Annotated in this window: 26 protein-coding genes; all 26 read left to right on the forward strand. The window is 43.0% G+C overall.

Annotated elements, in window-relative coordinates; genetic code table 11:
• Positions 1–23 precede the first annotated feature (23 nt).
• The 26 genes from ftsY to rseP all read left to right on the forward strand — a co-directional run bounded on the left by ftsY (position 24) and on the right by rseP (position 23,865).
• Positions 24–1,139, forward strand: a complete 1,116-nt coding sequence (ftsY, locus tag ACY8DT_RS11680) for a signal recognition particle-docking protein FtsY (protein WP_462420485.1) — start codon at positions 24–26, stop codon at positions 1,137–1,139.
• Entirely contained in the window at positions 1,132–1,473 is a 342-nt protein-coding gene (locus ACY8DT_RS11685) for a putative DNA-binding protein (RefSeq protein WP_462422267.1), read from the forward strand. The genes ftsY and ACY8DT_RS11685 overlap by 8 nt, the downstream gene beginning before the upstream one ends.
• 2 nt (positions 1,474–1,475) lie before the next feature.
• On the forward strand, positions 1,476–2,822 hold the full coding sequence (gene ffh / locus ACY8DT_RS11690; protein WP_462420486.1) for a signal recognition particle protein: 1,347 nt from the start codon (positions 1,476–1,478) through the stop codon (positions 2,820–2,822).
• Positions 2,823–2,923: 101 nt separating this feature from the next.
• Positions 2,924–3,199 (forward strand): 30S ribosomal protein S16, encoded by a 276-nt coding sequence (gene rpsP / locus ACY8DT_RS11695; RefSeq protein ID WP_462420487.1) that lies wholly within the window; start codon positions 2,924–2,926, stop codon positions 3,197–3,199.
• A gap of 5 nt (positions 3,200–3,204) precedes the next feature.
• Complete coding sequence (locus ACY8DT_RS11700; RefSeq protein ID WP_462420488.1) at positions 3,205–3,432, forward strand: KH domain-containing protein; 228 nt, start codon at positions 3,205–3,207, stop codon at positions 3,430–3,432.
• Positions 3,433–4,016: 584 nt separating this feature from the next.
• The gene (gene rimM / locus ACY8DT_RS11705; protein WP_462420489.1) at positions 4,017–4,511 is read left to right on the forward strand and encodes a ribosome maturation factor RimM; all 495 of its coding nucleotides are present in this window, start codon (positions 4,017–4,019) and stop codon (positions 4,509–4,511) included.
• Positions 4,508–5,173, forward strand: coding sequence for a tRNA (guanosine(37)-N1)-methyltransferase TrmD (trmD, locus tag ACY8DT_RS11710; protein WP_462420490.1), 666 nt, complete (start codon positions 4,508–4,510; stop codon positions 5,171–5,173). The genes rimM and trmD overlap by 4 nt, the downstream gene beginning before the upstream one ends.
• A gap of 129 nt (positions 5,174–5,302) precedes the next feature.
• Positions 5,303–5,650 (forward strand): 50S ribosomal protein L19, encoded by a 348-nt coding sequence (gene rplS, locus ACY8DT_RS11715; protein ID WP_462420491.1) that lies wholly within the window; start codon positions 5,303–5,305, stop codon positions 5,648–5,650.
• A 95-nt stretch (positions 5,651–5,745) separates the two neighbouring features.
• A complete protein-coding gene (gene ylqF, locus ACY8DT_RS11720) occupies positions 5,746–6,615 on the forward strand; it encodes a ribosome biogenesis GTPase YlqF (protein ID WP_462420492.1) in 870 nt (289 codons plus the stop codon).
• On the forward strand, positions 6,599–7,366 hold the full coding sequence (gene rnhB, locus ACY8DT_RS11725; protein WP_462420493.1) for a ribonuclease HII: 768 nt from the start codon (positions 6,599–6,601) through the stop codon (positions 7,364–7,366). Before ylqF ends, rnhB begins: the two co-directional genes overlap by 17 nt.
• A 70-nt stretch (positions 7,367–7,436) precedes the next feature.
• The gene (sucC, locus tag ACY8DT_RS11730; protein ID WP_462420494.1) at positions 7,437–8,606 is read left to right on the forward strand and encodes an ADP-forming succinate--CoA ligase subunit beta; all 1,170 of its coding nucleotides are present in this window, start codon (positions 7,437–7,439) and stop codon (positions 8,604–8,606) included.
• Positions 8,607–8,626: 20 nt separating this feature from the next.
• On the forward strand, positions 8,627–9,535 hold the full coding sequence (sucD, locus tag ACY8DT_RS11735; RefSeq protein ID WP_462420495.1) for a succinate--CoA ligase subunit alpha: 909 nt from the start codon (positions 8,627–8,629) through the stop codon (positions 9,533–9,535).
• Positions 9,536–9,691: 156 nt separating this feature from the next.
• Complete coding sequence (gene dprA, locus ACY8DT_RS11740; protein ID WP_462420496.1) at positions 9,692–10,489, forward strand: DNA-processing protein DprA; 798 nt, start codon at positions 9,692–9,694, stop codon at positions 10,487–10,489.
• 107 nt (positions 10,490–10,596) lie between these two features.
• Complete coding sequence (gene topA / locus ACY8DT_RS11745) at positions 10,597–12,666, forward strand: type I DNA topoisomerase (protein ID WP_462420497.1); 2,070 nt, start codon at positions 10,597–10,599, stop codon at positions 12,664–12,666.
• Between the two features lie 208 nt (positions 12,667–12,874).
• Positions 12,875–13,756 (forward strand): site-specific tyrosine recombinase/integron integrase, encoded by an 882-nt coding sequence (xerA, locus tag ACY8DT_RS11750; RefSeq protein ID WP_462422268.1) that lies wholly within the window; start codon positions 12,875–12,877, stop codon positions 13,754–13,756.
• A 4-nt stretch (positions 13,757–13,760) separates the two neighbouring features.
• Complete coding sequence (gene hslV / locus ACY8DT_RS11755; RefSeq protein WP_462420498.1) at positions 13,761–14,300, forward strand: ATP-dependent protease subunit HslV; 540 nt, start codon at positions 13,761–13,763, stop codon at positions 14,298–14,300.
• A 13-nt stretch (positions 14,301–14,313) separates the two neighbouring features.
• Entirely contained in the window at positions 14,314–15,687 is a 1,374-nt protein-coding gene (gene hslU / locus ACY8DT_RS11760) for an ATP-dependent protease ATPase subunit HslU (protein WP_462420499.1), read from the forward strand.
• A gap of 21 nt (positions 15,688–15,708) precedes the next feature.
• Complete coding sequence (gene codY, locus ACY8DT_RS11765; RefSeq protein WP_462420500.1) at positions 15,709–16,479, forward strand: GTP-sensing pleiotropic transcriptional regulator CodY; 771 nt, start codon at positions 15,709–15,711, stop codon at positions 16,477–16,479.
• A gap of 154 nt (positions 16,480–16,633) precedes the next feature.
• A complete protein-coding gene (gene rpsB / locus ACY8DT_RS11770; RefSeq protein WP_462420501.1) occupies positions 16,634–17,419 on the forward strand; it encodes a 30S ribosomal protein S2 in 786 nt (261 codons plus the stop codon).
• Positions 17,420–17,505: 86 nt separating this feature from the next.
• Positions 17,506–18,387 carry a translation elongation factor Ts gene (gene tsf, locus ACY8DT_RS11775; RefSeq protein ID WP_462420502.1) on the forward strand — a complete coding sequence of 294 codons (882 nt, stop codon included), beginning with the start codon at positions 17,506–17,508 and terminating at the stop codon, positions 18,385–18,387.
• Positions 18,388–18,456: 69 nt separating this feature from the next.
• The gene (gene pyrH, locus ACY8DT_RS11780; RefSeq protein WP_462420503.1) at positions 18,457–19,179 is read left to right on the forward strand and encodes a UMP kinase; all 723 of its coding nucleotides are present in this window, start codon (positions 18,457–18,459) and stop codon (positions 19,177–19,179) included.
• A 23-nt stretch (positions 19,180–19,202) separates the two neighbouring features.
• Entirely contained in the window at positions 19,203–19,760 is a 558-nt protein-coding gene (gene frr / locus ACY8DT_RS11785) for a ribosome recycling factor (protein WP_462420504.1), read from the forward strand.
• A 123-nt stretch (positions 19,761–19,883) separates the two neighbouring features.
• Complete coding sequence (gene uppS / locus ACY8DT_RS11790) at positions 19,884–20,630, forward strand: undecaprenyl pyrophosphate synthase (RefSeq protein WP_462420505.1); 747 nt, start codon at positions 19,884–19,886, stop codon at positions 20,628–20,630.
• A gap of 2 nt (positions 20,631–20,632) precedes the next feature.
• Complete coding sequence (locus ACY8DT_RS11795) at positions 20,633–21,427, forward strand: phosphatidate cytidylyltransferase (RefSeq protein WP_462420506.1); 795 nt, start codon at positions 20,633–20,635, stop codon at positions 21,425–21,427.
• An 18-nt stretch (positions 21,428–21,445) separates the two neighbouring features.
• Positions 21,446–22,570 carry a 1-deoxy-D-xylulose-5-phosphate reductoisomerase gene (locus ACY8DT_RS11800; RefSeq protein ID WP_462420507.1) on the forward strand — a complete coding sequence of 375 codons (1,125 nt, stop codon included), beginning with the start codon at positions 21,446–21,448 and terminating at the stop codon, positions 22,568–22,570.
• Positions 22,571–22,575: 5 nt separating this feature from the next.
• On the forward strand, positions 22,576–23,865 hold the full coding sequence (gene rseP, locus ACY8DT_RS11805) for an RIP metalloprotease RseP (RefSeq protein ID WP_462420508.1): 1,290 nt from the start codon (positions 22,576–22,578) through the stop codon (positions 23,863–23,865).
• Positions 23,866–23,873: the final 8 nt, after the last annotated feature.

Here is a 23,873-nt window from a genome sequence, read left to right on the forward strand (position 1 = left end):
GATTAATATAGAGGTGCATATAAATGGGTATTTTTGATCGTTTTAAAAAGAAGTTCAGACCTGAGAAACAGACAGAAGATCTGCCGTCGGCCGAACGTCAAAATGAGAAGCTCGATGATGGTCTGATCAGTATTGATGAATTCGAGGAATGGGAACAGGAACAGCTTGCCTACAAGTTCAAAGCGGGACTTGAGAAGAGCCGTGAGAAATTCCAGTCCGAGATCAATCAGCTGATGTCGATGTACCGTAAAGTGGACGAGGACTTTTTCGAGGCGCTGGAAGAATTGCTGATCGGCGCAGATGTCGGTTTCAACACAGTGATGGAATTGACCGACGAGTTGAGACAGGAAGCGAAAGTCAAAAACATTACTGAAACAGAAGATTTAAAAGAGACGATCGTTGAAAAGATGGTTGAGATTTATGAGCGCAATGACGATCTGGCGGAAGAAGTGAATATCCAGGCAGACGGTTTGACAGTCATTCTTGTTGTCGGTGTGAATGGTGTCGGTAAAACGACAAGTATCGGTAAACTGGCACACAAATATAAAAATGAAGGCAAATCCGTCATGATGGCAGCAGGCGATACATTCCGTGCCGGTGCAATCAACCAGCTGCAGGTGTGGGGTGACCGTGTCGGTGTTGATGTGATCAGGCAGGCTGAAGGCAGTGACCCTGCGGCGGTGATGTTTGATGCAGTCAATGCGGCAAAACGCAGAGGCACGGATGTTTTAATCTGTGATACTGCAGGGCGTCTGCAGAATAAAGGGAATCTGATGAATGAACTCGGCAAGATGAAAAAAGTCATTCAGAAAGTTGTGCCTGCGGCACCGCACGAAGTACTGCTGACATTGGACGCAACTACGGGCCAGAATGCTCTGATCCAGGCGAAATCATTCAAAGAAGTGACAGATGTTACGGGTATCGTGCTCACGAAACTTGACGGCACTGCAAAAGGCGGTATCGTTCTTGCGATTAAAAATGAGCTCGGCATTCCGGTTAAATTCGTCGGTCTCGGCGAACAGCTGGATGACCTTCAGGAATTCGATGCTGAAAACTATGTCTACGGTCTGTTTGCCGATATGATTCACCAGTCAGAAGAGTTGAACGCAGCAGAAGAGACAAGTGATGACAATGACTGAAGAACTTGAAAGAACGACCCGGATCAATTATCTATATGACTTTTATCATTCACTGCTGACTGATAAACAGCGCGCTTATGTAGAACTTTATTATTTGGAAGACTACACATTCAGTGAGATTGCAGAAACTCTGAATGTGACAAGACAGGCTGTTTATGATAATTTAAAACGTACTAAAGATCTGCTTGAAGACTATGAAAAGAACTTGGAGCTCTATCATGATTTCATGAAGAGACAGCAGTATTACCGGCAGATCAAAGAGTATGCACAAAAAGGAAATGTCAGTAAAATCAACGATGTTATAAATGAACTTGAAACTCTGGAGGAGGAGTAGCAATGGCTTTTGAAGGTTTAGGAGAACGACTCCAGGCCACGATGGACCGTGTGAAGAGTAAAGGCAAGGTCACTGAGTCGGATGTTAAAGTGATGATGCGCGAAGTGCGTCTCGCACTGCTTGAAGCCGATGTCAACTTTAAAGTGGTCAAACAATTTATAAACCAGGTGCGTGAACGCGCGCTCGGCAGTGATGTCATGCAGTCACTGACACCCGGCCAGCAGGTCATAAAAATTGTAAAAGAAGAACTCACGGCACTTATGGGCGGAGAGAATCAAAAAATCAATCTTGCCCAGAAACCGCCGACGGTCATCATGATGGTGGGTCTGCAGGGTGCAGGTAAGACGACGACAGCAGGTAAACTCGCACTGCACCTGAGAAAGAATTTCAATAAGAAACCATTGCTTGTCGCAGGCGACATCTACCGTCCGGCTGCGATCGACCAGCTGGAAACAGTCGGTAAACAGATAGACGTTCCTGTATTCAATATGGGCGATAAAGTGAAGCCCCAGGAAATCGCGACCAAAGCAATGGCACATGCCAAAGAAGAGCATCTGGACACTGTCATCATTGATACGGCAGGCCGTCTGCATGTCGATGAAGACTTGATGAACGAGCTGAAAGATATCAAAGAGATTTCAAAACCTGATGAGATCATGCTTGTCGTCGACTCCATGACCGGTCAGGACGCGGTCAATGTTGCAGAGTCCTTCAACGACCTTCTGGACATTACCGGTGTCACTCTGACAAAACTCGACGGGGATACACGGGGCGGGGCGGCGCTCTCCATCCGTTCGGTTACAGAAAAGCCGATTAAATTCATCGGTGTCTCAGAGAAGATGGACGGACTTGAATCATTCCACCCGGACCGCATGGCACAGAGAATACTCGGTATGGGCGACATGATGTCCATCATCGAAAAGGCACAGTCGAATGTGGATATGGACGAGCAGAAGAAACTGGAGAAGAAGATCAAAGATCAGAGCTTCACTCTCGATGACTTCCTCGAGCAGATGGACCAGGTGAAAACTCTCGGCCCACTCGATGAGCTGCTTAAAATGATGCCCGGCGCGAATAAGATCAAGGGCCTTGATAAGATGCAGATGAGCGGTAAGGAGATTGACCACGTCCAGGCGATCATCCGTTCAATGACGATGGAAGAGCGTGAAAAACCTGAAAAACTCAATGCGAGCAGAAAGAAGAGAATCGCAAAAGGTTCCGGGCGTTCCCTGCAGGAAGTGAACCGGCTGCTGAAGCAGTTCAACGATATGAAGAAGATGATGAAGCAGATGACAGGCGGCAAAGGCAAGAAGAAAAATCCATTTGGAAATATGCAGCTGCCTTTCTAAAATAAAGAAATTAAAACTTGTAAAGGAAAAACTCTTTACAAGTTTTTTATTATCTGTTATAGTAATAAAAGTGAAATTGAAGACAGAAAGGAGTTATTCAGATGGCTGTAAAATTAAGATTGACACGTATGGGTTCCAAGAGAAATCCTTACTACCGTATTGTAGTGGCAGATTCAAGAAGCCCGAGAGATGGTCGTATCATCGAGCAGATCGGTTCATACAATCCAGTTTCTAAAGAAGAAGAAAACATCACTTTAGATGAAGATAAAGCAATTGAGTGGTTAAAAGATGGTGCCAAACCGAGCGACACAGTTCGCAACATACTGAGCCGCAAAGGTGTCATGGAAAAATTCCACAATGAAAAACTTGGGAAATAGGCACTATGGAAAATTTATTACAAACAATTCTTAAACCGATGCTCGATCATCCGGAAGACTTGGAAATCTCTGTTGAAGAATCAAAGTACAATATTTCTTACAAAATATCAGTACACAGTGATGATGTCGGACGTGTAATTGGTAAACGCGGACGCGTAATCAAGGCGATACGCATTATCATGTCCAATACAAATCACGACAGTTCCAAGAAAGTGTTTGTTGATGTAGATTAAATTTTGAGGACACGCCCCATGAGGGTCGTGTCTTTTTTATGTTTGGTGCCCGGGCCGGCGTTTTGATGCATCTTGCCGTTCATGTCGTTTAGTCAGCGACAATATCAATGCTATCTGCACAGCCAACGCCAACAGCCGTTTAGTTAGAGACATTTCTGATGGCATCTGCACAGCAAACGCCCACAGCTGTTTAGTTAGCCTCTGATTTCTCGCCATCTAAACGTTGGACGTCCTCAGGCGTTTAGTTAGCCTCTGATTTCTCGCCATCTAAACGTTGGACGTCCTCAGGCGTTTAGTTAGCCTCTGATTTCTCGCCATCTAAACGTTGGACGTCTTCAGGCGTTTAGTTAGCCTCTGATTTCTCGCCATCTAAACGTTTGACGCCCACAGCCGTTTAGTTAGAGACTAATCCGACGCCATCTGCACGGCCAACGTCTAATCATTCAGACCCCACAAAATTCCAATCGATTTTAATGGTTGTCTGCCTGTCGGCAACGGGTATATAATAGATGATGCCAGGCAGGGACGGGTCTGCCACAGTAAAGGCTCATCATGTATGTATTTATTTTTAAGGTGGTTATAAAATGATTTCTATAGGTAAACTTGTCGGTTTTCACGGGGTCCGGGGTGAAGTGAAGATTATGAGCAACTCTGACTTCACTGCGGAGCGTTTTCAACCTGGGCAGATCGTTCATATAAAAAATAAAGAATTCACAATAGAGAAATACCGTATGCACAAGAAGTTTCATCTTTTAAAATTCGAGGGCGTCGCAAATATCAGTGAAGTCGAAGCTTTAAAAGATGAAGATGTTCTGCAGGATACAGAAAGTGTGGAACTTACTCTGGAAGAGGGCGAATTTCATTTCAGTGAAATCATCGGACTGTCCGTATTCACAGATGAAAATAAAGCACTCGGCAAGGTGACGGACATTTTCCAGACGGGCGCGAATGATGTATGGGCGGTCCGTGATGAAAATAATAGAGAATATATGATCCCGTATATTGAAGATGTCGTTAAGGAGATCGATCTGGAAAATGGGAAAATAATCATTACACCGATGGAAGGGCTGTTGGAATGAATATCCATTATTTGACTTTGTTCCCGGAAATGTACGAAGGGGTGCTGAATTCCTCGATTTTAAAACGTGCAAAAGATAAAGGGATTGTCGATTATAATATGATAGATTTTCGCGATTACTCCGAAGATAAGCACAATAAGGTGGATGATTATCCATACGGCGGAGGTGCGGGGATGGTTTTAAAGCCGGAGCCGATCTTCAACGCGATGGATGCTCTGGAAGTTGAGAATCCGAGGGTGGTACTGCTGTGTCCGCAGGGTGCGCCGTTCAATCAGAAAATGGCTGAAGACTTGAGCACGGAGGAGGACATTGTCTTCATCTGCGGCCACTATGAAGGCTACGATGAGCGGATCCGCACTCTGGTGACTGATGAAGTCTCCATAGGTGATTATGTATTGACAGGTGGGGAACTTGCGAGCATGACGATGACTGATGCGATTGTCAGGCTGATACCGAATGTCATCAGTAACCAGGAAAGCCATGAGCAGGATTCATTTTCAACAGGTATGCTGGAGCATCCGCACTATACACGTCCGAGGGAATACCGCGGGATGAAGGTGCCGGAAGTACTTTTAAACGGAGATCATAAGAAGATTGACGAGTGGCGGTACAGCGAAAGTCTGAAGCGTACGAAAGAGCGCAGGCCGGATTTATTGGATTAATATTTTTATTTGGCGAAAAGAATTGAAAGAGCGGACTGTATATGGTAATATTATACGAGTGTTTAGGCACTAATCACAACTATCCGCTGCTATGATCGGCAAGATAGTTGGAAGAAGGAGAAGATATCAATGTCACAACAATTAATTAACGATTTGACGAAAGAACAGCTCAAGTCAGATCTTCCGGAATTCAAAGCCGGAGATACTGTAAAAGTTCACGTACGTATCATCGAGGGAAGCCGTGAAAGAATCCAGGTCTTTGAAGGTGTAGTAATCAAAAGACGCGGCGGCGGCATTTCTGAGACGTTTACAGTACGTAAAATCTCATATGGTGTGGGTGTAGAGCGTACATTCCCTGTACACACGCCAAAAATTGAGAAAATTGATGTTACTCGTCGTGGACGTGTACGTCGTGCGAAACTTTACTACTTACGCAATCTGCGTGGTAAAGCGGCGCGTATCAGAGAAATTAGATAATTTGATGAAAACTCGGACATCACAACTTGATGTCCGAGTTTTTATTTTGGTATGATTGTCTGGATATAAAATATTATGACAGTGAGGGAAGAACTGTGAGTATAAACTGGTTTCCGGGTCATATGGCCAAAGCGAGAAGAGAAGTTGAAGAAAATTTAAAGAAAATAGATGTCATCATAGAAATTCTGGATGCGAGAATCCCATATTCCAGCCATAATCCGATGATGGATGAAATCACACAGCATAAGCCGCGCGTGGTTGTTCTGAATAAGATGGATATGGCCGATGAGAGTGAAACGGACCGGTGGATCAGCCATTTCAAAGGTCAGGGTAAGTTTCCTGTGGCGATTAACGGCCGCAGCCATCAGATCATCTCGAAAATAGAGCCGCTTGCTTCTGAAGCGACAAAAGAGATTTTTGAAAAGATGGAGAGTAAAGGGATAAATAAAAGAGCGATCAGAGCCATGATCATCGGTATACCGAACGTCGGCAAATCGACGGTCATCAATAATATTGCCAAAAGGAAGATCGCGAAAACGGGGAACACACCGGGTGTCACCAAAGCACAGCAATGGATAAAAGCCGGAAAAAATATGGAGCTGCTGGATACGCCGGGCATCCTCTGGCCGAAATTCGAAGACGATACGGTTGGAAAGAAACTTTCTCTGACGGGTGCGATAAAAGATTCAGTAGTGCCGCTGGATGAAGTGGCTATTTTCGGTCTCACGTTTCTACAGGAAAATCATCTGGCTGACCTGAATCGATTTTATAATGTATCAGTCGAAGAAGAGAGTGGTGTCATCGATATTTACGATGCAATCGGCAGGAGCCGCGGCCTTAAGATGAGCGGCAATGAAATCAATTACGAAGCGGTGACCGACAAAGTCATCTACGATATCAGAAATGGCAAAATCGGCAGGTATACATTGGATAAAGTGAGTGGTTTCAATGGCGACAGTCAGTGAAATAACAAGTGAAATCAAACTGATTGAGTCACTGGATGCACTGGCATCATGCCCGCATCATGAAGACGGTCGGGCGGGAGTCAGAAAAGCACTGCTCCAACATAAGACACACCTTGAAAGACAGGCTGTTCTGCTGGAAAAGTACGAGTATATGAAAAGATATGAAAATGAACATCAAGGAAAGATTGTCGCTGGAATCGATGAGGCGGGCCGCGGTCCAATCGCCGGTGAAGTGATTGCCGCTGCAGTCATTCTGCCCGAAGACTTCGTACTCCCGGGGCTGGATGATTCAAAGAAACTGTCTCTGAAAAAAAGACTGGCATTCCGTGAATTCATCATGAAACATGCAGATTTCGGTATCGGTAAAGCAACGGTCGAGGAAATCGATCAATATAATATTTATCAGGCGACAAGGATGGCGATGAGGCGGGCATTGGAAAATCTGACGGAGCGGCCGGAGCACTTATTGATAGACGCAATGATGCTCGATACCGACATTGAACAGACCTCAATCATTAAAGGCGATGCAAATTCCAATTCAATTGCGGCGGCAAGCGTGCTTGCCAAAACAACTCGTGATATGATGATGGATAGTTATAGTGAGGAGTTCCCAGGCTATGATTTCGAAAATAACAAAGGCTATGGAACTAAGAAACATCTCGACGGCATAGAGAATTTCGGTGTAACAAGAATACACAGGAAAACTTTTGAACCGGTTAAAAGTAAAATTAGTCAGAAAACATTGTTTTGACAGTTTACTTTAATATTTACCTTTTCTATAATTGAACTGTAAGGATTATAATTATCTTAGGAGGAAGAACATGAATATTCATGAGTATCAAGGGAAAGAAATTTTTCGCTCTATGGGTGTAAACGTTCCAACAGGCAGCGTTGCCTATACACCGGAAGAGGCTGTGAAGGCAGCAAAAGAGCTTGACTCGGATGTCTATGTAGTAAAAGCTCAAATTCATGCCGGCGGCAGAGGCAAAGCCGGCGGAGTCAAAATTGCCAAAACGATCGATGAAGTAAAAGAGTATGCCAAGGAATTACTTGGAAAAGTATTAGTGACTCCACAGACAGGGCCTGAAGGCAAAGAAGTTAAAAGACTGCTTGTCGAAGAAGGCTGCGATATTCAAAGTGAATATTATATCGGTTTTGTCATTGACCGCGCAACTGACAGAATAGTTCTGATGGGCTCCGAAGAGGGCGGAACTGAAATTGAGGAAGTTGCAGCAACTAATCCTGAGAAAATATTTAAAGAAGTTGTTGATCCGATTGTCGGCTTAATGCCTTATCAGGCAAAACGACTGGCATTCAATATCAACATTCCTAAAGAATCTGTAAACAAAGCAGCAAAATTGATGCTTTCCCTTTATAATGTTTTCATTGAAAAAGATGCTTCAATCATCGAAATCAACCCGCTTGTAACTACAGGCGAAGGTGACGTCCTTGCACTCGATGCAAAAGTGAACTTCGATGAGAACGCACTGTTCAGACAGAAAAATGTTGTTGAACTGCGTGACCTTGATGAGGAAGATCCAAAAGAAATCCAAGCTTCAAAATATGATTTATCATACGTTGCGCTGGACGGCAACATCGGCTGTATGGTTAACGGTGCCGGTCTTGCAATGGCAACGATGGATACCATCAACCACTTCGGCGGAAAGCCTGCCAACTTCCTTGACGTAGGGGGCGGCGCGACTGCTGAGAAAGTTACCGAAGCATTCAAAATCATCCTTGGCGACGAGGGCGTAAAAGGTATTTTCGTCAACATCTTCGGCGGTATCATGAAATGTGACATCATTGCACAGGGTGTAGTAGAAGCTGTTGAGAATGTAGGACTTGAAATTCCATTGGTCGTACGTCTTGAAGGTACGAACGTCGACGAAGGTAAAAAGATTCTGAAAGATTCAGGTCTTGATATCACTCCTGCGACTACAATGGCTGAAGGTGCTCAAAAGATTATTGCAGCAGTAGAAGAAAATAAATAAATTTAACGGAGGAATTCACTGTGGGTGTTTTTATTGATAAAGATACGAAAGTATTAGTACAAGGAATCACTGGCTCGACTGCGTTGTTCCATACAGAGCAGATGCTTGAATATGGCACTAAGATCGTTGCTGGTGTAACACCAGGTAAAGGTGGCCAGGAAGTTCAGGGTGTTCCTGTTTTCAATACAGTAGAAGAAGCTAAAGAAGAAACTGGTGCAACAGTATCAGTTATCTATGTTCCGGCACCGTTTGCAGCAGATGCAATCATCGAAAGTGCGGATGCGGAACTTGATCTTGTCATCTGCATTACGGAGCATATTCCAGTAATCGATATGGTAAAAGTAAAACGTTATCTGGAAGGCAAGAAAACACGTCTTGTCGGTCCAAACTGTCCAGGTGTCATCACTGCTGATGAGTGTAAAATCGGCATCATGCCTGGATATATCCACAAAAAAGGCCATGTCGGCGTAGTGAGCCGTTCAGGTACATTGACTTACGAAGCGGTTCATCAGCTGACTCAGGCGGGAATCGGCCAGACGACTGCAGTCGGTATCGGCGGAGACCCGGTAAACGGCACGGACTTCATCGATGCGCTTAAAGCATTCAACGAAGATCCTGAAACCGAGGCGGTAGTCATGATTGGTGAAATCGGCGGTACTGCTGAAGAAGAAGCGGCTGAGTGGGTCAAAGAAAATATGACTAAGCCGGTCGTCGGATTCATCGGCGGTGTCACAGCACCTCCAGGGAAACGCATGGGCCACGCTGGTGCGATCATCTCAGGTGGTAAAGGTACAGCTGACGAAAAAATCAAAACCATGAATGCATGCGGTATTGAAACTTCAGATACACCATCAGAAATCGGTGAAACTCTGATCAACCGTATTAAAAAAGAAGACGGCTTGTATGAAAAGTGCTTAACTGTAAAATAAACTTCATATTCACAGCTATCTAATTAAAAACAGTGCTATTCCATTTGCGGATAGCACTGTTTTTGTCTTTAATTTCCAATTTTTGAATTGATATTGTAAAATTTAAAAGGTGATTTATAACATATAATTAAAGTTATCATATAAAGAGGTGATGACTTGAACTTTTTAGCGCTGTCTTATGCTGGAGTCACTGTGCAGGAATACCGGGAGATTAAAACAGTGCAGTCCGAATTCAGACTGACACAGAAAATACAAAGCAAGCTCTCTGCCGCCAACCGCCTGGATACCGAGCTGATAAATAAAGAGCTCCTCCGCCGGAATATAACATTCATAACAATCGATGATGAGGATTATCCGGTACTGCTGAGAGAGATACATGATCCGCCGTATATACTTTATCTGAAAGGGCAGCGTAGTCTGTTGAAAAGACCAATGCTTGGCATAGTCGGCAGCCGTAAAGCGACCCGGTACACTTCGGAATCATTGGATAAAATCATTCCTGACTTGAAAAATCTATCAATTGTTTCAGGTCTTGCATACGGAGCGGATGAAATCGCACATAAACTGTGTCTTTCTTATAACGTACCGACGATCGGCGTTCTGGCATTCGGCCATGATCTGCATTATCCAAAATCTACATATAGTGTACGGGACAGGATGGAACAGGCCGGTCTCACAATCAGTGAATATCCGCCGCATGCTTCGATTGAAAAATGGCGCTTTATCGCACGCAACCGTATCATAGCAGGCTTATCAAACGGTGTTCTCGTCACAGAAGCTGAAGAGAAAAGCGGCAGTCTGATCACTTTGGAAATGGCAATGAATGAAAATCGCAACACTTACTGTCTGCCGGGAAATATCACTTCATTGTTATCAAAAGGAACGAATTCGCGTATTCAGGAAGGCGCTGAAATAGTACTCTCGAGTGATGATATTCTAAAGGATTATTTTTAGAAATTTCCAGTATTTTACCAATGTGAATAACCTTAAAGAGTTGACAAAAGAAATAAATGCAATTAGTATTTGATTTTGAAACTACAACCGAAGGAGGCAAACGCATCGTGGCTGACAATTTAGTAATAGTGGAATCCCCTGCGAAAGCTAAAACGATTGAGAAATATTTAGGCAAAAGATATAAAGTCGTGGCTTCAATGGGACACTTGCGTGATTTGCCCCGCAGTCAAATGGGAATTGACACTGAAAACAATTACGAACCAAAATATATTACAATTCGAGGCAAAGGTCCGCTTTTGAAAGATTTGAAGAAAGAAGCGAAAAAAGCCAAGAAAGTGTTTTTAGCTAGTGACCCGGACCGCGAGGGAGAAGCGATTGCATGGCATTTATCACATGCTCTCGGTGAAGATAATGAATACTATCGAGTCGTATTTAATGAAATAACAAAAGAAGCAGTTAAAGAAAGCTTTAAAAACCCAGGTAAAATCAATCAGGAATTGGTCGACGCACAGCAGGCCAGACGTTTACTGGACAGACTGGTGGGCTATAATATATCACCGGTGTTATGGAAAAAAGTTAAAAAAGGATTATCTGCCGGACGTGTACAGTCTGTTGCACTCCGTCTGATCATCGATCGTGAGAATGAAATACGCAAATTCAAACCGGAAGAATATTGGACGATTGAAAGCGACTTTAAGTATAAGCGTTCAGAATTCAAAGGTAAATTCAATTCTGTCAATAATAAAAAAGTGAAATTGAAAACGAGAGAAGATGTCGATAAGGTACTTGAACAGCTTTCAGGCGATGAGTTCAATGTCGATAAAGTTGAGAAAAAAGAGAAGAAACGTTTTCCTGCAAACAGTTTTACAACTTCTTCACTGCAGCAGGAAGCTGCAAGAAAATTAAACTTCAAGACCAGAAAAACAATGATGGTTGCTCAACAATTATATGAAGGCATCGATATTAAAGGATCTGGAACAGTCGGTTTGATCACTTATATGAGAACTGACTCCACCAGAATTTCTCCGGTCGCAAAAGCAGAAGCGGCGGATTATATTGTTGAAACCTTCGGTAAAGAGTTCCTGGGCTTTCAAAAGAAGCAAAAAGAAAGTGCACAGGGCCAGGACGCTCACGAAGCTGTCAGACCGACTTCAAGTGCGAGAACACCCGCAAACATGAAGCAGTATCTGACGCGTGACCAGCACCGTCTGTACAAACTCATATGGGACCGTTTCATAGCGAGTCAGATGGCGCCTGCGGTATTGGATACTGTCAGAATGGACATGTCGAATAACGGTGTAATCTTCAGAAGTAACGGTCAGACGATCAAGTTCAAAGGTTTCATGCAGATTTATATTGAAAGTAAAGACGATGAGGAAGAGGAATTGAATAACCGTCTTCCTGAAATCGCTGAAGGTGAGAAGGTCAAGAGCCTGAAGATCGATCCGAATCAGCACTTTACCCAGCCGCCGCCGAGATTCACTGAAGCAAGACTTGTCAAAACATTGGAGGAACTGGGCATCGGCCGTCCGTCAACATACTCTCCGACAATCGATACCATTCAAAAGCGTAATTATGTCCGCATGGACCAGAAACGTTTCATGCCGACGGAAATCGGTGAGATCGTCCACCAGTCCATGGAAGAATACTTCCCGGACATAATAGATGTTGATTTTACGAAGACGATGGAAGCAAACCTTGATAGTGTGGCAGATGGTGATGCATCATGGAAAAAAGTCATCGATGATTTCTATAAGGAGTTCGAACCGCGTGTTGAACGTGCGGAAGAAGAGATGGAGAAAATAGAAATCAAAGATGAGCCGGTGGGAGAAGACTGCGAGAAATGTGGTTCTCCGATGGTTTATAAGATGGGCCGATACGGTAAATTCAAGGCATGTTCCAATTTCCCTGAATGCAGAAATACGAAAGCAATCGTCAAATCAATCGGCGTGACTTGTCCGAAATGTAAAAAAGGCGATGTCATTGAACGCAAATCCAAAAAGAACCGTATATTTTATGGATGCGATCAGTATCCTGAATGTGACTTCATCAGCTGGGACAGGCCTATAGGCAGAAATTGTCCGAAGTGTGACCATCATCTTGTCGAAGCGAAAAAAGGTAAGAATGCCCAGGTTAAATGTTCAAACTGTGATTATACGGAAAAAGTGAATAATTAACTTTTAATCTACCTATGACATTAGGTAGATTTTTTATGGACTGTTTGATTAGAGGATTATTGATAATATTCATATTATTGTGTGCAATTCTGGGTAAAATATATTAAAATACTGAATGGGCACTTAATTATGCTTTTAACCATACAGTAAAATTATTGAAAGGCTATTTGGAATTGTGATAAGATTCTGATAAAAGGAGGTAAATCCAATCGTTTTTAAACAACGTTTTTTGGACCGTTTGCTTTATCAGAGAAATTTATCGGAACACACAATTAAAAGCTATGCTAAAGATCTAGATGAATTTCATGATTTTTTAAAGAGTGAAGGTTTGAATATAAGTACTTTTAAATATATGGATGCGAGAAACTATCTGGCAATGTTGTATGACAAGGGACTAAAACGATCGACTGTATCCAGAAAGATTTCTTCACTGCGCAGTTTCTATCATTATCTTATCGAAGAGGAAGCTGTGGAAAATCATCCATTTTTAAATTTGCCTTTTCCAAAAAAAGAGAAAGCATTACCTACCTTTTTATATGAAAATGAAATCGATGCACTTTTTGATTCCCTGGATCAGAGCAGCAAAATGTACATGAGGGATAAAGCCATCCTTGAATTGCTGTATGCTACAGGAATCCGTGCATCAGAATTGATTTCTTTAAAAATAGAGCGAATAGATTTTAATCATATGATTATTAAAGTATACGGAAAAGGGAACAAAGAAAGAATAGTGCCTTTTAATGAGAGTACAAAATCGAGTTTACAGGAATATATCAGACATTTTAAGAAATTCATTGACGAAAATGGTTCGCTCTGGCTGAACTACCGGTATGAACCATTGACAGTGAGAGGTCTCAGACATGTGCTTGATATGATGGTCAAACGGAGTGCACAAAATTTTGATCTCCATCCTCATAAACTGCGGCACAGCTTTGCTACCCATCTGCTTAATAATGGAGCGGATATAAGAGCAGTCCAGGAATTACTTGGACACGAATCATTACAGACAACTCAGAAGTATACACATATTTCAAAAGAACAACTCAGAAAAACATATTTGGATACACATCCTGGAAGTCAGAAGAGGTGAAGAAATGGCTATAAAAGGTACTACGATATTTGCGATTCAGCATAACGGCTCCCGGGCCATTGCAGGTGACGGGCAGGTGACACTCGGCAATCAGGTCGTAATGAAACACACCGCTAAGAAAGTACGCAGATTGTTTGATGATAAAGTTGTTGCCGGTTTTGCGGGAAGTGTGGCAGACGCATTCACTTTATTTGAAAAGTTTGAAGCGAATCTGTACTCCTATAATGGCAACCTGCAAAGAGCTGCAGTCGAACTCGCAAAAGAATGGCGGGGAGATAAAATGCTGCGTCAGCTTGAAGCAATGTTAATCGTAATGGACAAAGATACATTATTACTTGTCTCAGGGACAGGTGAGGTCATTGAACCCGATGACGGCATACTCGCCATCGGCAGCGGAGGGAATTACGCACTCAGTGCCGGCCGTGCATTGAAGAGATACAGCAGTGAATTGTCAGCGAAGGAAATAGCATATAACAGTCTGCTCATTGCCAGTGAAATATGCGTATTCACCAATGACAATATAATAGTAGAATCTATCGATTAAAGGAGCGTTCATATTGAAACAAAATTTGACTCCAAGAGAGATTACATCGAAGCTGGATGAAGACATCATTGGACAAGATGAAGCAAAAAAGAAAGTGGCAATAGCAATGCGCAACCGGTTCCGGCGTATGATGCTGGATGATGATCTTCGTGATGAGGTCATTCCTAAAAATATATTGATGATCGGCCCGACAGGTGTCGGCAAGACAGAAATCGCACGGCGTATGGCCAGACTCACGGGTTCCCCGTTCACTAAAGTGGAAGCGACCAAGTTCACTGAAGTCGGCTACGTCGGACGTGATGTTGAAAGTATGGTCAGAGACCTTGTTCAGGCAAGTGTCAAACTGGTCAAAGATGAAAAGATGATCCTGGTGAAGGAAGATGCAGAAGATCTTGCAAATGAAAGATTGATTGCACTCCTGGCGCCAGGATTTAAAAAGGAAAAGACGACGACAAATCCATTCGAAGCTCTGATGAATCAGCAGGGCGGAGAAGAACCGGAGGAAGAAATTACTCCGGAAGTGAAAGACAAGCGCAGAAACCTCCGTTCAAAACTGCTCAATGGTTTTCTGGAGGATGAGAAAGTCAGCATAGAAGTTCAGGAAGAACAGAACGCCATGGGCATGATGATGCCGGGGATGGAAGAGTCCGGCATGCAGGATATGTTTAAACAGTTCATGCCGAAGAAAAAACATAAACGCACCATGACGGTCAAAAAAGCACGGGAATATCTGACCCGGGAAGAAGCAGAAAAAATCATTGATACCGATAATGTGAATGATGAAGCGATTCATCTGGCAGAAACGATGGGCATCATTTTTATCGATGAAATGGATAAGATTGCGCGTGGCGGCCAGAACTCGGGCGATGTTTCGAGGGAAGGCGTCCAAAGAGATATTCTGCCGATTGTCGAAGGCAGCCGGGTTCAGACCAAATACGGCTCCATTGATACAGAGCATATATTATTCATCGGCGCCGGAGCGTTCCACGTTTCCAAGCCGAGCGATCTGATTCCTGAGCTTCAGGGCAGGTTCCCGATCAGGGTTGAACTGGATAAACTGACCGACAAGGATTTTGAAAAGATATTGAAAGAGCCTAAACGTTCTCTGATCAGACAGTACGAAGCTTTGCTTCAAACCGAAGAGGTTACAATCTCATTTACGGACGAAGCTATTGCAGAACTTGCCAAAACGGCACATCAGGTCAATACGGATACGGATGACATCGGCGCCAGAAGACTCCATACAATATTGGAGACGCTGCTCGAGGAACTGCTGTATGAAGCGAGCAATATGCAGGGCGCACATGTAGAAATAACAAAACAGTATGTAAACAGTAAATTATCCTACATTCAGGACGATAAGAAATTAAGTCAATTCATATTATAAAATAATAAGGGAGAATTCTATATGAGTACACTATTACAAAAAACAAGAGAAATTAATACATTGATCCAAAGTATTGCTGGCGTTAAAGTAGATTTTAATGAAGTTTCGGAAAAAGTGAGCCGGGTGTTGGAATGTAATGTTTTCATCGTATCACGTAAAGGCAAACTGCTCGGTTTCGGTGTTAATCACAAAATTGAAAATGAGCGTATTATTGAAATGCTGGAAAATCGCCGTTTTCCGGAAGAATATGTCAACAAAATTATGAGAGTCAGCGAAACTACAGAAAACATCGAATTTGGAAACGAACTTACAATTTTCCCTACCGAAGATTCATTCCAGGATTCTGAAACGACCATTTTGCCAATATACGGCGGCGGAGAACGTCTTGGCACGTTGGCGCTCGGCAGAGTGACAGAGCCGTTCAGCCAGGATGATCTTGTTCTTGCTGAATATGCAACAACTGTAGTCGGTATGGAAATCTTAAGAGAAAAACATGAAGAGATTGAAAAGAAAGCCCGTGACAAAGCCAGTATTGCTATGGCAATACGTTCATTATCGTATTCAGAAAGAGAAGCGATCGAGCATATCTTTGATGAACTGAACGCAGATGAAGGGCTTCTTGTCGCATCCAAAGTGGCGGACAGAGTGGGCATCACACGTTCTGTCATAGTCAATGCGCTCCGTAAACTGGAAAGTGCCGGTGTCATTGAATCACGTTCACTGGGTATGAAAGGTACTTTCATAAAAGTGAAAAAAGAAGACTTCCTGCCTGAATTGAGAAAAGACAACTAATTTTACATTTGATTTATATGTATATATATGGTATATTATTTAACGGCAAAAAAATTGCCGATTACGCACAATGTTATGCAGAATGAAATCGGTGCTCATCACTGAGTGGTTTCATTCAGTAGCATTGGAGGTAACAACAAAAGGAGGAAATATCATGGCAGTAATTACAATGAAACAATTACTTGAAGCTGGTGTACACTTCGGTCACCAGACACGTCGTTGGAATCCTAAGATGAAGAGATACATCTTCACGGAAAGAAACGGCATCTACATCATCGACCTGCAAAAAACAGTTAAGAAGGTTGCTGAAGCATACAACTTTGCTAAAAGCATTTCTGAAGACGGCGGTAAAATCTTATTCGTCGGCACTAAGAAACAGGCTCAGGATGCTATCAAAGAAGAAGCGGAAAGAGCTGGACAGCTTTACGTCAACCAAAGATGGCTGGGCGGTATCTTAACTAACTATAAAACAATTTCAAAGCGTATCAGACGCATTGACGAAATTGAAAAAATGGAAGCGGACGGAATTTTCGAAGTCCTTCCTAAAAAAGAAGTTGTTGAGATCCGTAAGGAATACGACCGTCTAATCAAATTCCTGGGCGGTATCCGTGACATGAAAGAAATGCCGAAGGCATTGTTCATCGTTGATCCCCGTAAAGAGCGAAACGCAATTGCGGAAGCTCATAAACTGGGCATTCCTATCATCGCAATGGTTGATACAAACTGTGATCCGGATGAAATAGACTATGTCATCCCTGCAAACGACGATGCAATCCGTGCAGTCCGTCTTATGACAGGTAAAATGGCAGACGCTGTTTTAGAAGGCAAGCAAGGTGTTTCTGATGATGAAGTAGCAGCAGAACAGAACATTGATTTGGAAGAATCAGCTGAACCTGCTCCTGCTCAAGAAGAAAAAACGGCAGAAACTAAAAGCGAATAGTTTTTAATAGATTAAATGTTTAATATTGGTGATAAGTAAATTCTCTTATCACCTTTTTTAAAATATGAATCCAGGAGGATTAAGTAATGGCTACTATTTCAGCAAAATTAGTAAAAGAACTACGTGAAAAAACAGGTGCAGGGATGATGGACTGTAAAAAGGCGCTTCAGGCAACAGACGGAGACCTTGATGCAGCAGTTGATCATTTACGTGAAAAAGGCATTTCAAAAGCAGCTAAAAAATCAGATCGTATCGCAGCAGAAGGTCTTGTACACGTTGCTTCCAAAGGTAACGACGGTGTAATTGTCGAGATCAACTCAGAAACTGACTTTGTTGCGCGTAACGAAGATTTCCAAAAGCTTGTTCAAGATATTGCAAACCACATTCTTGATGTTAAGCCTGAAAATGTCGATGCTTTAAATAAATCAGAACTTGACGGCCAGACCGTTGAAGATAAGATTACAGAAGCAGTATCGAAAATCGGTGAGAAGCTGACTTTAAGAAGATTCGTTCTTGCTGAAAAAACTGATGATGGTGCGTTTGGCGAGTATCTGCACATGGGCGGACGCATCGGTGTTCTTTCTGTAGTGGAAGGTACTACTGACGCTGAAGTTGCCAAAGGTGTAGCAATGCACGCGGCAGCACTCAACCCTAAATATGTTTCTTCAGACCAGGTTCCTGAAGAAGAGCTTAATCATGAAAGAGAAATCCTCAAACAGCAGGCGCTTAACGAGGGTAAACCTGAAAAAATTGTTGATAAAATGGTGGAAGGCAGAATGCGTAAGTATTTAGAAGAAATCAGCATTGTAAACCAGCCATTTGTCAAAGACTCAGATATCACTGTAGAAAAATATTTGCAGCAGCACGATTCAAAATTAGTTGATTTTGTTCGTTTTGAAGTTGGAGAAGGTCTTGAGAAGAGAGAAGAAAACTTCGCTGATGAAGTTATGGGTCAGGTTAATAAGTAATGAAAAAGACACTTCGGTGTCTTTTTTTCAAAAATAAGCTCATCAAATATCATAAGTGAGGGAATTATAATGGCTGAATCTTCAACGTACAAAAGAATCGTGTTAAAACTGAGCGGCGAAGCATTGGCAGGCAATGACGGCTTCGGCATCAACCCTGAAGTCATCAAAAATGTTGCTGCCCAAGTTTCAGAAGCAAAAGACCTGGGAGTAGAAATTGCAGTTATCGTCGGCGGCGGTAATATATGGAGAGGTAAAGTGGGCAGTGACTTAGGCATGGACCGCGGAACAGCGGACTACATGGGTATGCTTGCAACCGTGATGAATTCACTGGCCCTTCAGGACAGTCTTGAACAGCTTGGCTGCGAAACGAGAGTACTAACTTCAATAGAGATGAAGCAGGTTGCAGAACCATATATCCGCAGACGTGCGATCAGGCATCTGGAAAAAGGCCGAATTGTCATCTTTGCTGCAGGAATCGGCAACCCATACTTTTCTACTGATACAACCGCGGCACTCAGAGCTGCTGAGATAGAAGCAGATGTAATATTGATGGGTAAAAATAATGTCGACGGTGTTTATTCTGCAGATCCTAAACTGGACACCGAAGCATTTAAATATCATACTTTAACATATATGGAAATGCTCCAGGAAAATCTGCAGGTGATGGATGCGACAGCATCTTCATTCTGTATGGACAATGACATCCCGCTTGTGGTATTTTCAATTACAGAGCAGGGCAATATTAAACGTGCAGTTTCCGGAGAAACAATTGGTACGACGATTACTAAATAAAAAAATCAGTAGGAGAGAATCATATGAGTGATGCAATTTTAAAAGATGCTAAAAACAGGATGCAGAAAACTGCAGAAAGTCTGCAGAGAGAACTTGCAGGCATCCGTACAGGTCATGCAAACGCAAACCTTTTGGAAAGAGTGACTGTTGATTACTACGGGGCGCCGACACCGGTCAACCAGCTGGCAACAATCGCTGTACCAGAGGCGAGAATGCTGACTGTTACTCCTTATGACAAAGGCTCGGTTGATGATGTCCTTAAAGCGATACAACAGGCTGATCTTGGCATCAACCCTACAAGTGACGGGACGATGATCCGTATCACGATACCGCAGCTTACTGAAGAACGACGTAAAGAATTTGTCAAAGATGCAAGAAAAGAAGGCGAAGATGCAAAAGTTTCTGTAAGAAACATCCGTCGTGAAGCCAATGATAAGTTGAAGAAACAGGAAAAAGACGGAGATATTTCAGAAGATGAACTGCGCACTTATACAGAAGATGTGCAAAAGCTCACTGATGACTCGATTGCCAAAATTGATCAGCTTTGCGATGAAAAAGAAAAAGATATTTTGGAAGTTTAGCCAAAACAGGGCAGGTTGAACCTGCTCTTTTTTTTTGTGTCCGGAATTTATGGTACAATAAATTAATTGAGTCAACATAACTATAGATGTATACTATTAAATATAATTCTTGTGGAGGACCATATGTTAGGCAGAAAAAAAGAAGCAGATAAAACGAAGGACTTACCCTTACATATAGCAATGATCATGGACGGTAACGGGCGTTACGCAAAGATGAAGAAACGGCCGCGTGTGCATGGTCATTATGAAGGTATGCAAAATGTAAAACGAATCACGAGACATGCCTCCGATATCGGGATTAAATATTTAACTTTGTATGCATTTTCGACAGAAAATTGGAGCAGACCAAGCGCTGAAGTGAGTTATTTAATGAAATTGCCGGGAGACTTTCTAGGGTCTTTCCTTCCGGAGCTGATTGAGAAGAATGTTAAAGTGACGACGATAGGCAATATGGATGATCTTCCGAAGCATACGATAAAGGCAGTCTCGAAAGCTGTGGATGACACAAAAGATAATACGGGCCTCAATCTGATATTTGCACTGAATTACGGCGGCAGGGACGAGCTGATACAGGCGTTTAAAAAAATGCATGAAGATATCAATGGCGGAAAGCTTCAGGCTGAAGACCTCGACGACGGAATGATTAAGCATTATTTGATGACTTACAACATACCGGATCCTGAAATGATAATAAGGACCAGCGGTGAATATAGATTGAGCAACTTTTTATTATGGCAGTCCTCATACAGTGAACTGTTTTTCACAAACACTTTATGGCCGGAATTCGGCCCGGATGAAATGGACGAACTCATCATACAATACAGAAAAAGGGATAGACGTTTCGGCGGACTAAATGACAGGGAGGTATAAATATGAGAACAAGAACTATTACGGCGATCATTGCACTAATAATTTTCATACCGATAGTTGTCATCGGATCTTTGCCGATGCTCATTGCAGTATACCTTCTCGCTCTTACCGCACTGTATGAAATACTCAAAATGAACCGTATACATATATTTTCAATACCGGGAATACTTTCCCTTATTGCATTATCCATTGTGATCATGCCCAGGGCGGATTATTCGTATATAACGGTCATTACCGAATCCCAGGTGGATATGATCATCGTCATGGCGCTGTTGATGCTCAGCTTCACCGTCATCAGCAAAAACAGGTTTTCATTCGTTGATATGGGATTTTGTGTACTTGCTGTTGCTTATATCGGCATCGGATTCATGTACTTCTATGAGACGAGAGAAGCCGGTATAATATTCATACTATATGCTTTACTGATTGTCTGGATGACCGATACCGGTGCTTATCTTGCCGGCAGAACTTTCGGCAAAAGGAAATTATGGCCGCAGATCAGCCCAAACAAAACGGTCGAAGGATTCGTCGGCGGAATTTTGTCGAGCGTGCTGCTCGCAGTCATATTCAGCGCATTCGGATTGATCGACAACGTGCCGATCTATCTGCTGATCATATATACGATGGTCTTAAGTGGTGCAGGCCAGCTCGGAGACCTTGTGGAATCCGCCTTGAAACGTCATTTCGATGTCAAGGATTCGGGTAACCTGCTGCCGGGACACGGCGGCGTACTGGACCGTTTCGACAGCTTTATATTCGTCTTGCCACTGATGAACATCCTGCCATTGGTGAGCTAGATTTTTGGAGTGAAAAACATGAAAAGAATTTCTATTTTAGGAGCGACAGGCTCCATCGGTACACAGGCAATCGAAGTGCTGAAAAATAATCAGGAAAAGTTTAAGCTGGTGGGTTTATCTGCCGGCAGAAACATTGATAAATTACGTGAAATTTTAAAGTCGGTGAATCCGGAACTCGTCTCTGTCATGGATGAGGGAGACAGAACAGCGCTTGAATCCGAATTCCCGGCCATCACATTTGTCAGCGGCAAAAGCGGACTGGATGCCATTGCATGCGACGACAGTGATATTCTGCTTACAGCCGTTATGGGAAGTGTCGGTCTTTCGCCGACTTTAAAAGCGATTGAGAACGGCAAGGACATTGCCCTCGCGAACAAGGAAACACTGGTTGCTGCAGGCGGGCTGGTGATGGCTGCTGCAAAGAAGAATAATGTGAACATCATCCCCGTCGATTCAGAGCATTCGGCGATTTTTCAATGTTTGCGCGGAGAAAAACATTCTGAAATCAAGCAGCTGATCATTACTGCCAGCGGCGGCTCTTTCAGAGATCTGACAAGATCAGAGCTTGATGAAGTGACACTGGCCGATGCGCTGAACCATCCAAACTGGTCCATGGGACAGAAGATTACTATTGATTCTGCGACCATGATGAATAAAGGACTTGAAGTCATTGAAGCCAAATGGCTTTTTGATTTGGAAATCAATCAGATTTCAACACTCCTCCATAAAGAAAGTACCGTCCATTCAATGGTGGAGTTTGTGGACAACAGCATCATCGCACAGCTGGGAAATTCAGACATGAAATTACCGATCCAGTTCGCATTCAGCTATCCTGAGCGTCTGCCGATGAATAATCCGCTGGACTTGGATACAATGAGTCAGCTGAACTTCAAACCGATGGACTTTGAACGTTTCAGAATGCTGGGACTGGCATATGAGGCAATCAAGATTGGCGGCACGATGCCGGCAGTGATGAATGCTGCGAATGAGTATGCCGTTGATAGATTTTTAAAAGGTGAGATTTCTTTCCTTGATATAGAAAAGATAGTAGAATTACGGATGAACGAACATAAAGTGATTGGTCAGCCGGACCTGGAAACCATCCTTTATTATGATAAACTTTTTAAATCAAATATGAGGTGATAGATTTGACCGGCATTTTAGCTTTTATAGTAGTATTCGGCGTGCTGGTCACTGTTCACGAACTTGGCCACTTAATAGTTGCAAAACGAGCAGGTATAATGTGTCCCGAGTTTGCTATTGGAATGGGACCAAAAATTTTTTCTTATAAGTTCAATGATACAGTTTACACGATACGCCTGCTCCCGGTCGGCGGATATGTCAGAATGGCTTCGGCAGATATGGAAATCAATCCCCTCAATCCGGGAATGCGTGTCCAGCTTAAATTGAATGACCTCGGTGAAATCACTCATATATTGCTTGATGACAAACACAACTTTAATGATATTGAAGAGATAGAAATCGTCGACTCGGATATTCAGAAGGCAATGACTGTGAGGGCGATGCGTACATATGACAATGTGGAGACCTCTTATAAAATAGCGCATGAAGCTTATTATGTACAGGACTCGGAGCTCGAACGCATTGCTCCGGCGTCGGCACGTTTTGAATCGAAGTCGGTGATGGCAAGATTCTGGACTTTATTTGCGGGACCGCTTATGAACTTTGTCCTTGCATTCGTACTGTTTACATTATTATTTTATATTAACGGCAAGCCGGTTGATGATCCGATTGTCGGCATGGTTGCAGAAGATACGCCTGCTGAAGAAGCGGGCCTCACCGAAGGTGACAGACTGATGACCATCAATGATACTGAGGTCGACAGCTGGGATCACATGTCCGCCCTCATCCAGGAGGAAGGCGAGACGACGCTTGATATCGAAGTCGAGAATCAGAACAGCGGTGAAGTGAGGGAAGTCGAAATGACGCCGGTGATAGATGTGACAGAATTGCCGGACGGTGAAACGGTCGAACGTCTGATCATCGGCATCGGCGCAGCTTCAGAAGAAGGGACTGTCGCACCGCTGTGGTGGGGGGTCCAGCAGACCTATGAAATGAGTACTCTGATTTTTGAACTGGTAGTTCAATTATTCATCAGTATATTTGAAGGAACATTCTCTTTTGATATGCTGAACGGTCCTGTCGGCATTTATAAAGTCACTGAAGAAGTGGCGGCACAGGGGCTTTTGGTATTGATGAACTTTACGGCAGTGCTGAGTGTCAATCTCGGCATCATGAATCTGCTTCCGATTCCGGCGCTGGACGGCGGACGCATACTCTTTGTCCTGTACGAAGGTATATTCAGAAAGCCGCTGAACAAGAAAGTGGAAATCAATATACAGCTGCTCGGGGTATTGTTCTTACTGATTATAATGGTATTGGTTACATGGAATGACATAAAAACATTTTTCCTATAGGAGTGAGT

Source organism: Salinicoccus sp. Marseille-QA3875 (assembly GCF_054950095.1).

Bases quoted from the DNA above. Each gene is read 5' to 3' on its own strand.
- ffh (WP_462420486.1), top strand. From the start codon at position 1,476: ATGGCTTTTGAAGGTTTAGGAGAACGACTCCAGGCCACGATGGACCGT.
- hslV (WP_462420498.1), top strand. From the start codon at position 13,761: ATGGCTATAAAAGGTACTACGATATTTGCGATTCAGCATAACGGCTCC.
- rnhB (WP_462420493.1), top strand. From the start codon at position 6,599: ATGGCGACAGTCAGTGAAATAACAAGTGAAATCAAACTGATTGAGTCA.
- rimM (WP_462420489.1), top strand. From the start codon at position 4,017: ATGATTTCTATAGGTAAACTTGTCGGTTTTCACGGGGTCCGGGGTGAA.
- ACY8DT_RS11800 (WP_462420507.1), top strand. From the start codon at position 21,446: ATGAAAAGAATTTCTATTTTAGGAGCGACAGGCTCCATCGGTACACAG.
- frr (WP_462420504.1), top strand. From the start codon at position 19,203: ATGAGTGATGCAATTTTAAAAGATGCTAAAAACAGGATGCAGAAAACT.
- rplS (WP_462420491.1), top strand. From the start codon at position 5,303: ATGTCACAACAATTAATTAACGATTTGACGAAAGAACAGCTCAAGTCA.
- ACY8DT_RS11685 (WP_462422267.1), top strand. From the start codon at position 1,132: ATGACTGAAGAACTTGAAAGAACGACCCGGATCAATTATCTATATGAC.
- trmD (WP_462420490.1), top strand. From the start codon at position 4,508: ATGAATATCCATTATTTGACTTTGTTCCCGGAAATGTACGAAGGGGTG.
- ftsY (WP_462420485.1), top strand. From the start codon at position 24: ATGGGTATTTTTGATCGTTTTAAAAAGAAGTTCAGACCTGAGAAACAG.
- rpsB (WP_462420501.1), top strand. From the start codon at position 16,634: ATGGCAGTAATTACAATGAAACAATTACTTGAAGCTGGTGTACACTTC.
- ACY8DT_RS11700 (WP_462420488.1), top strand. From the start codon at position 3,205: ATGGAAAATTTATTACAAACAATTCTTAAACCGATGCTCGATCATCCG.
- tsf (WP_462420502.1), top strand. From the start codon at position 17,506: ATGGCTACTATTTCAGCAAAATTAGTAAAAGAACTACGTGAAAAAACA.
- codY (WP_462420500.1), top strand. From the start codon at position 15,709: ATGAGTACACTATTACAAAAAACAAGAGAAATTAATACATTGATCCAA.
- rpsP (WP_462420487.1), top strand. From the start codon at position 2,924: ATGGCTGTAAAATTAAGATTGACACGTATGGGTTCCAAGAGAAATCCT.
- sucC (WP_462420494.1), top strand. From the start codon at position 7,437: ATGAATATTCATGAGTATCAAGGGAAAGAAATTTTTCGCTCTATGGGT.
- ACY8DT_RS11795 (WP_462420506.1), top strand. From the start codon at position 20,633: ATGAGAACAAGAACTATTACGGCGATCATTGCACTAATAATTTTCATA.
- uppS (WP_462420505.1), top strand. From the start codon at position 19,884: ATGTTAGGCAGAAAAAAAGAAGCAGATAAAACGAAGGACTTACCCTTA.
- pyrH (WP_462420503.1), top strand. From the start codon at position 18,457: ATGGCTGAATCTTCAACGTACAAAAGAATCGTGTTAAAACTGAGCGGC.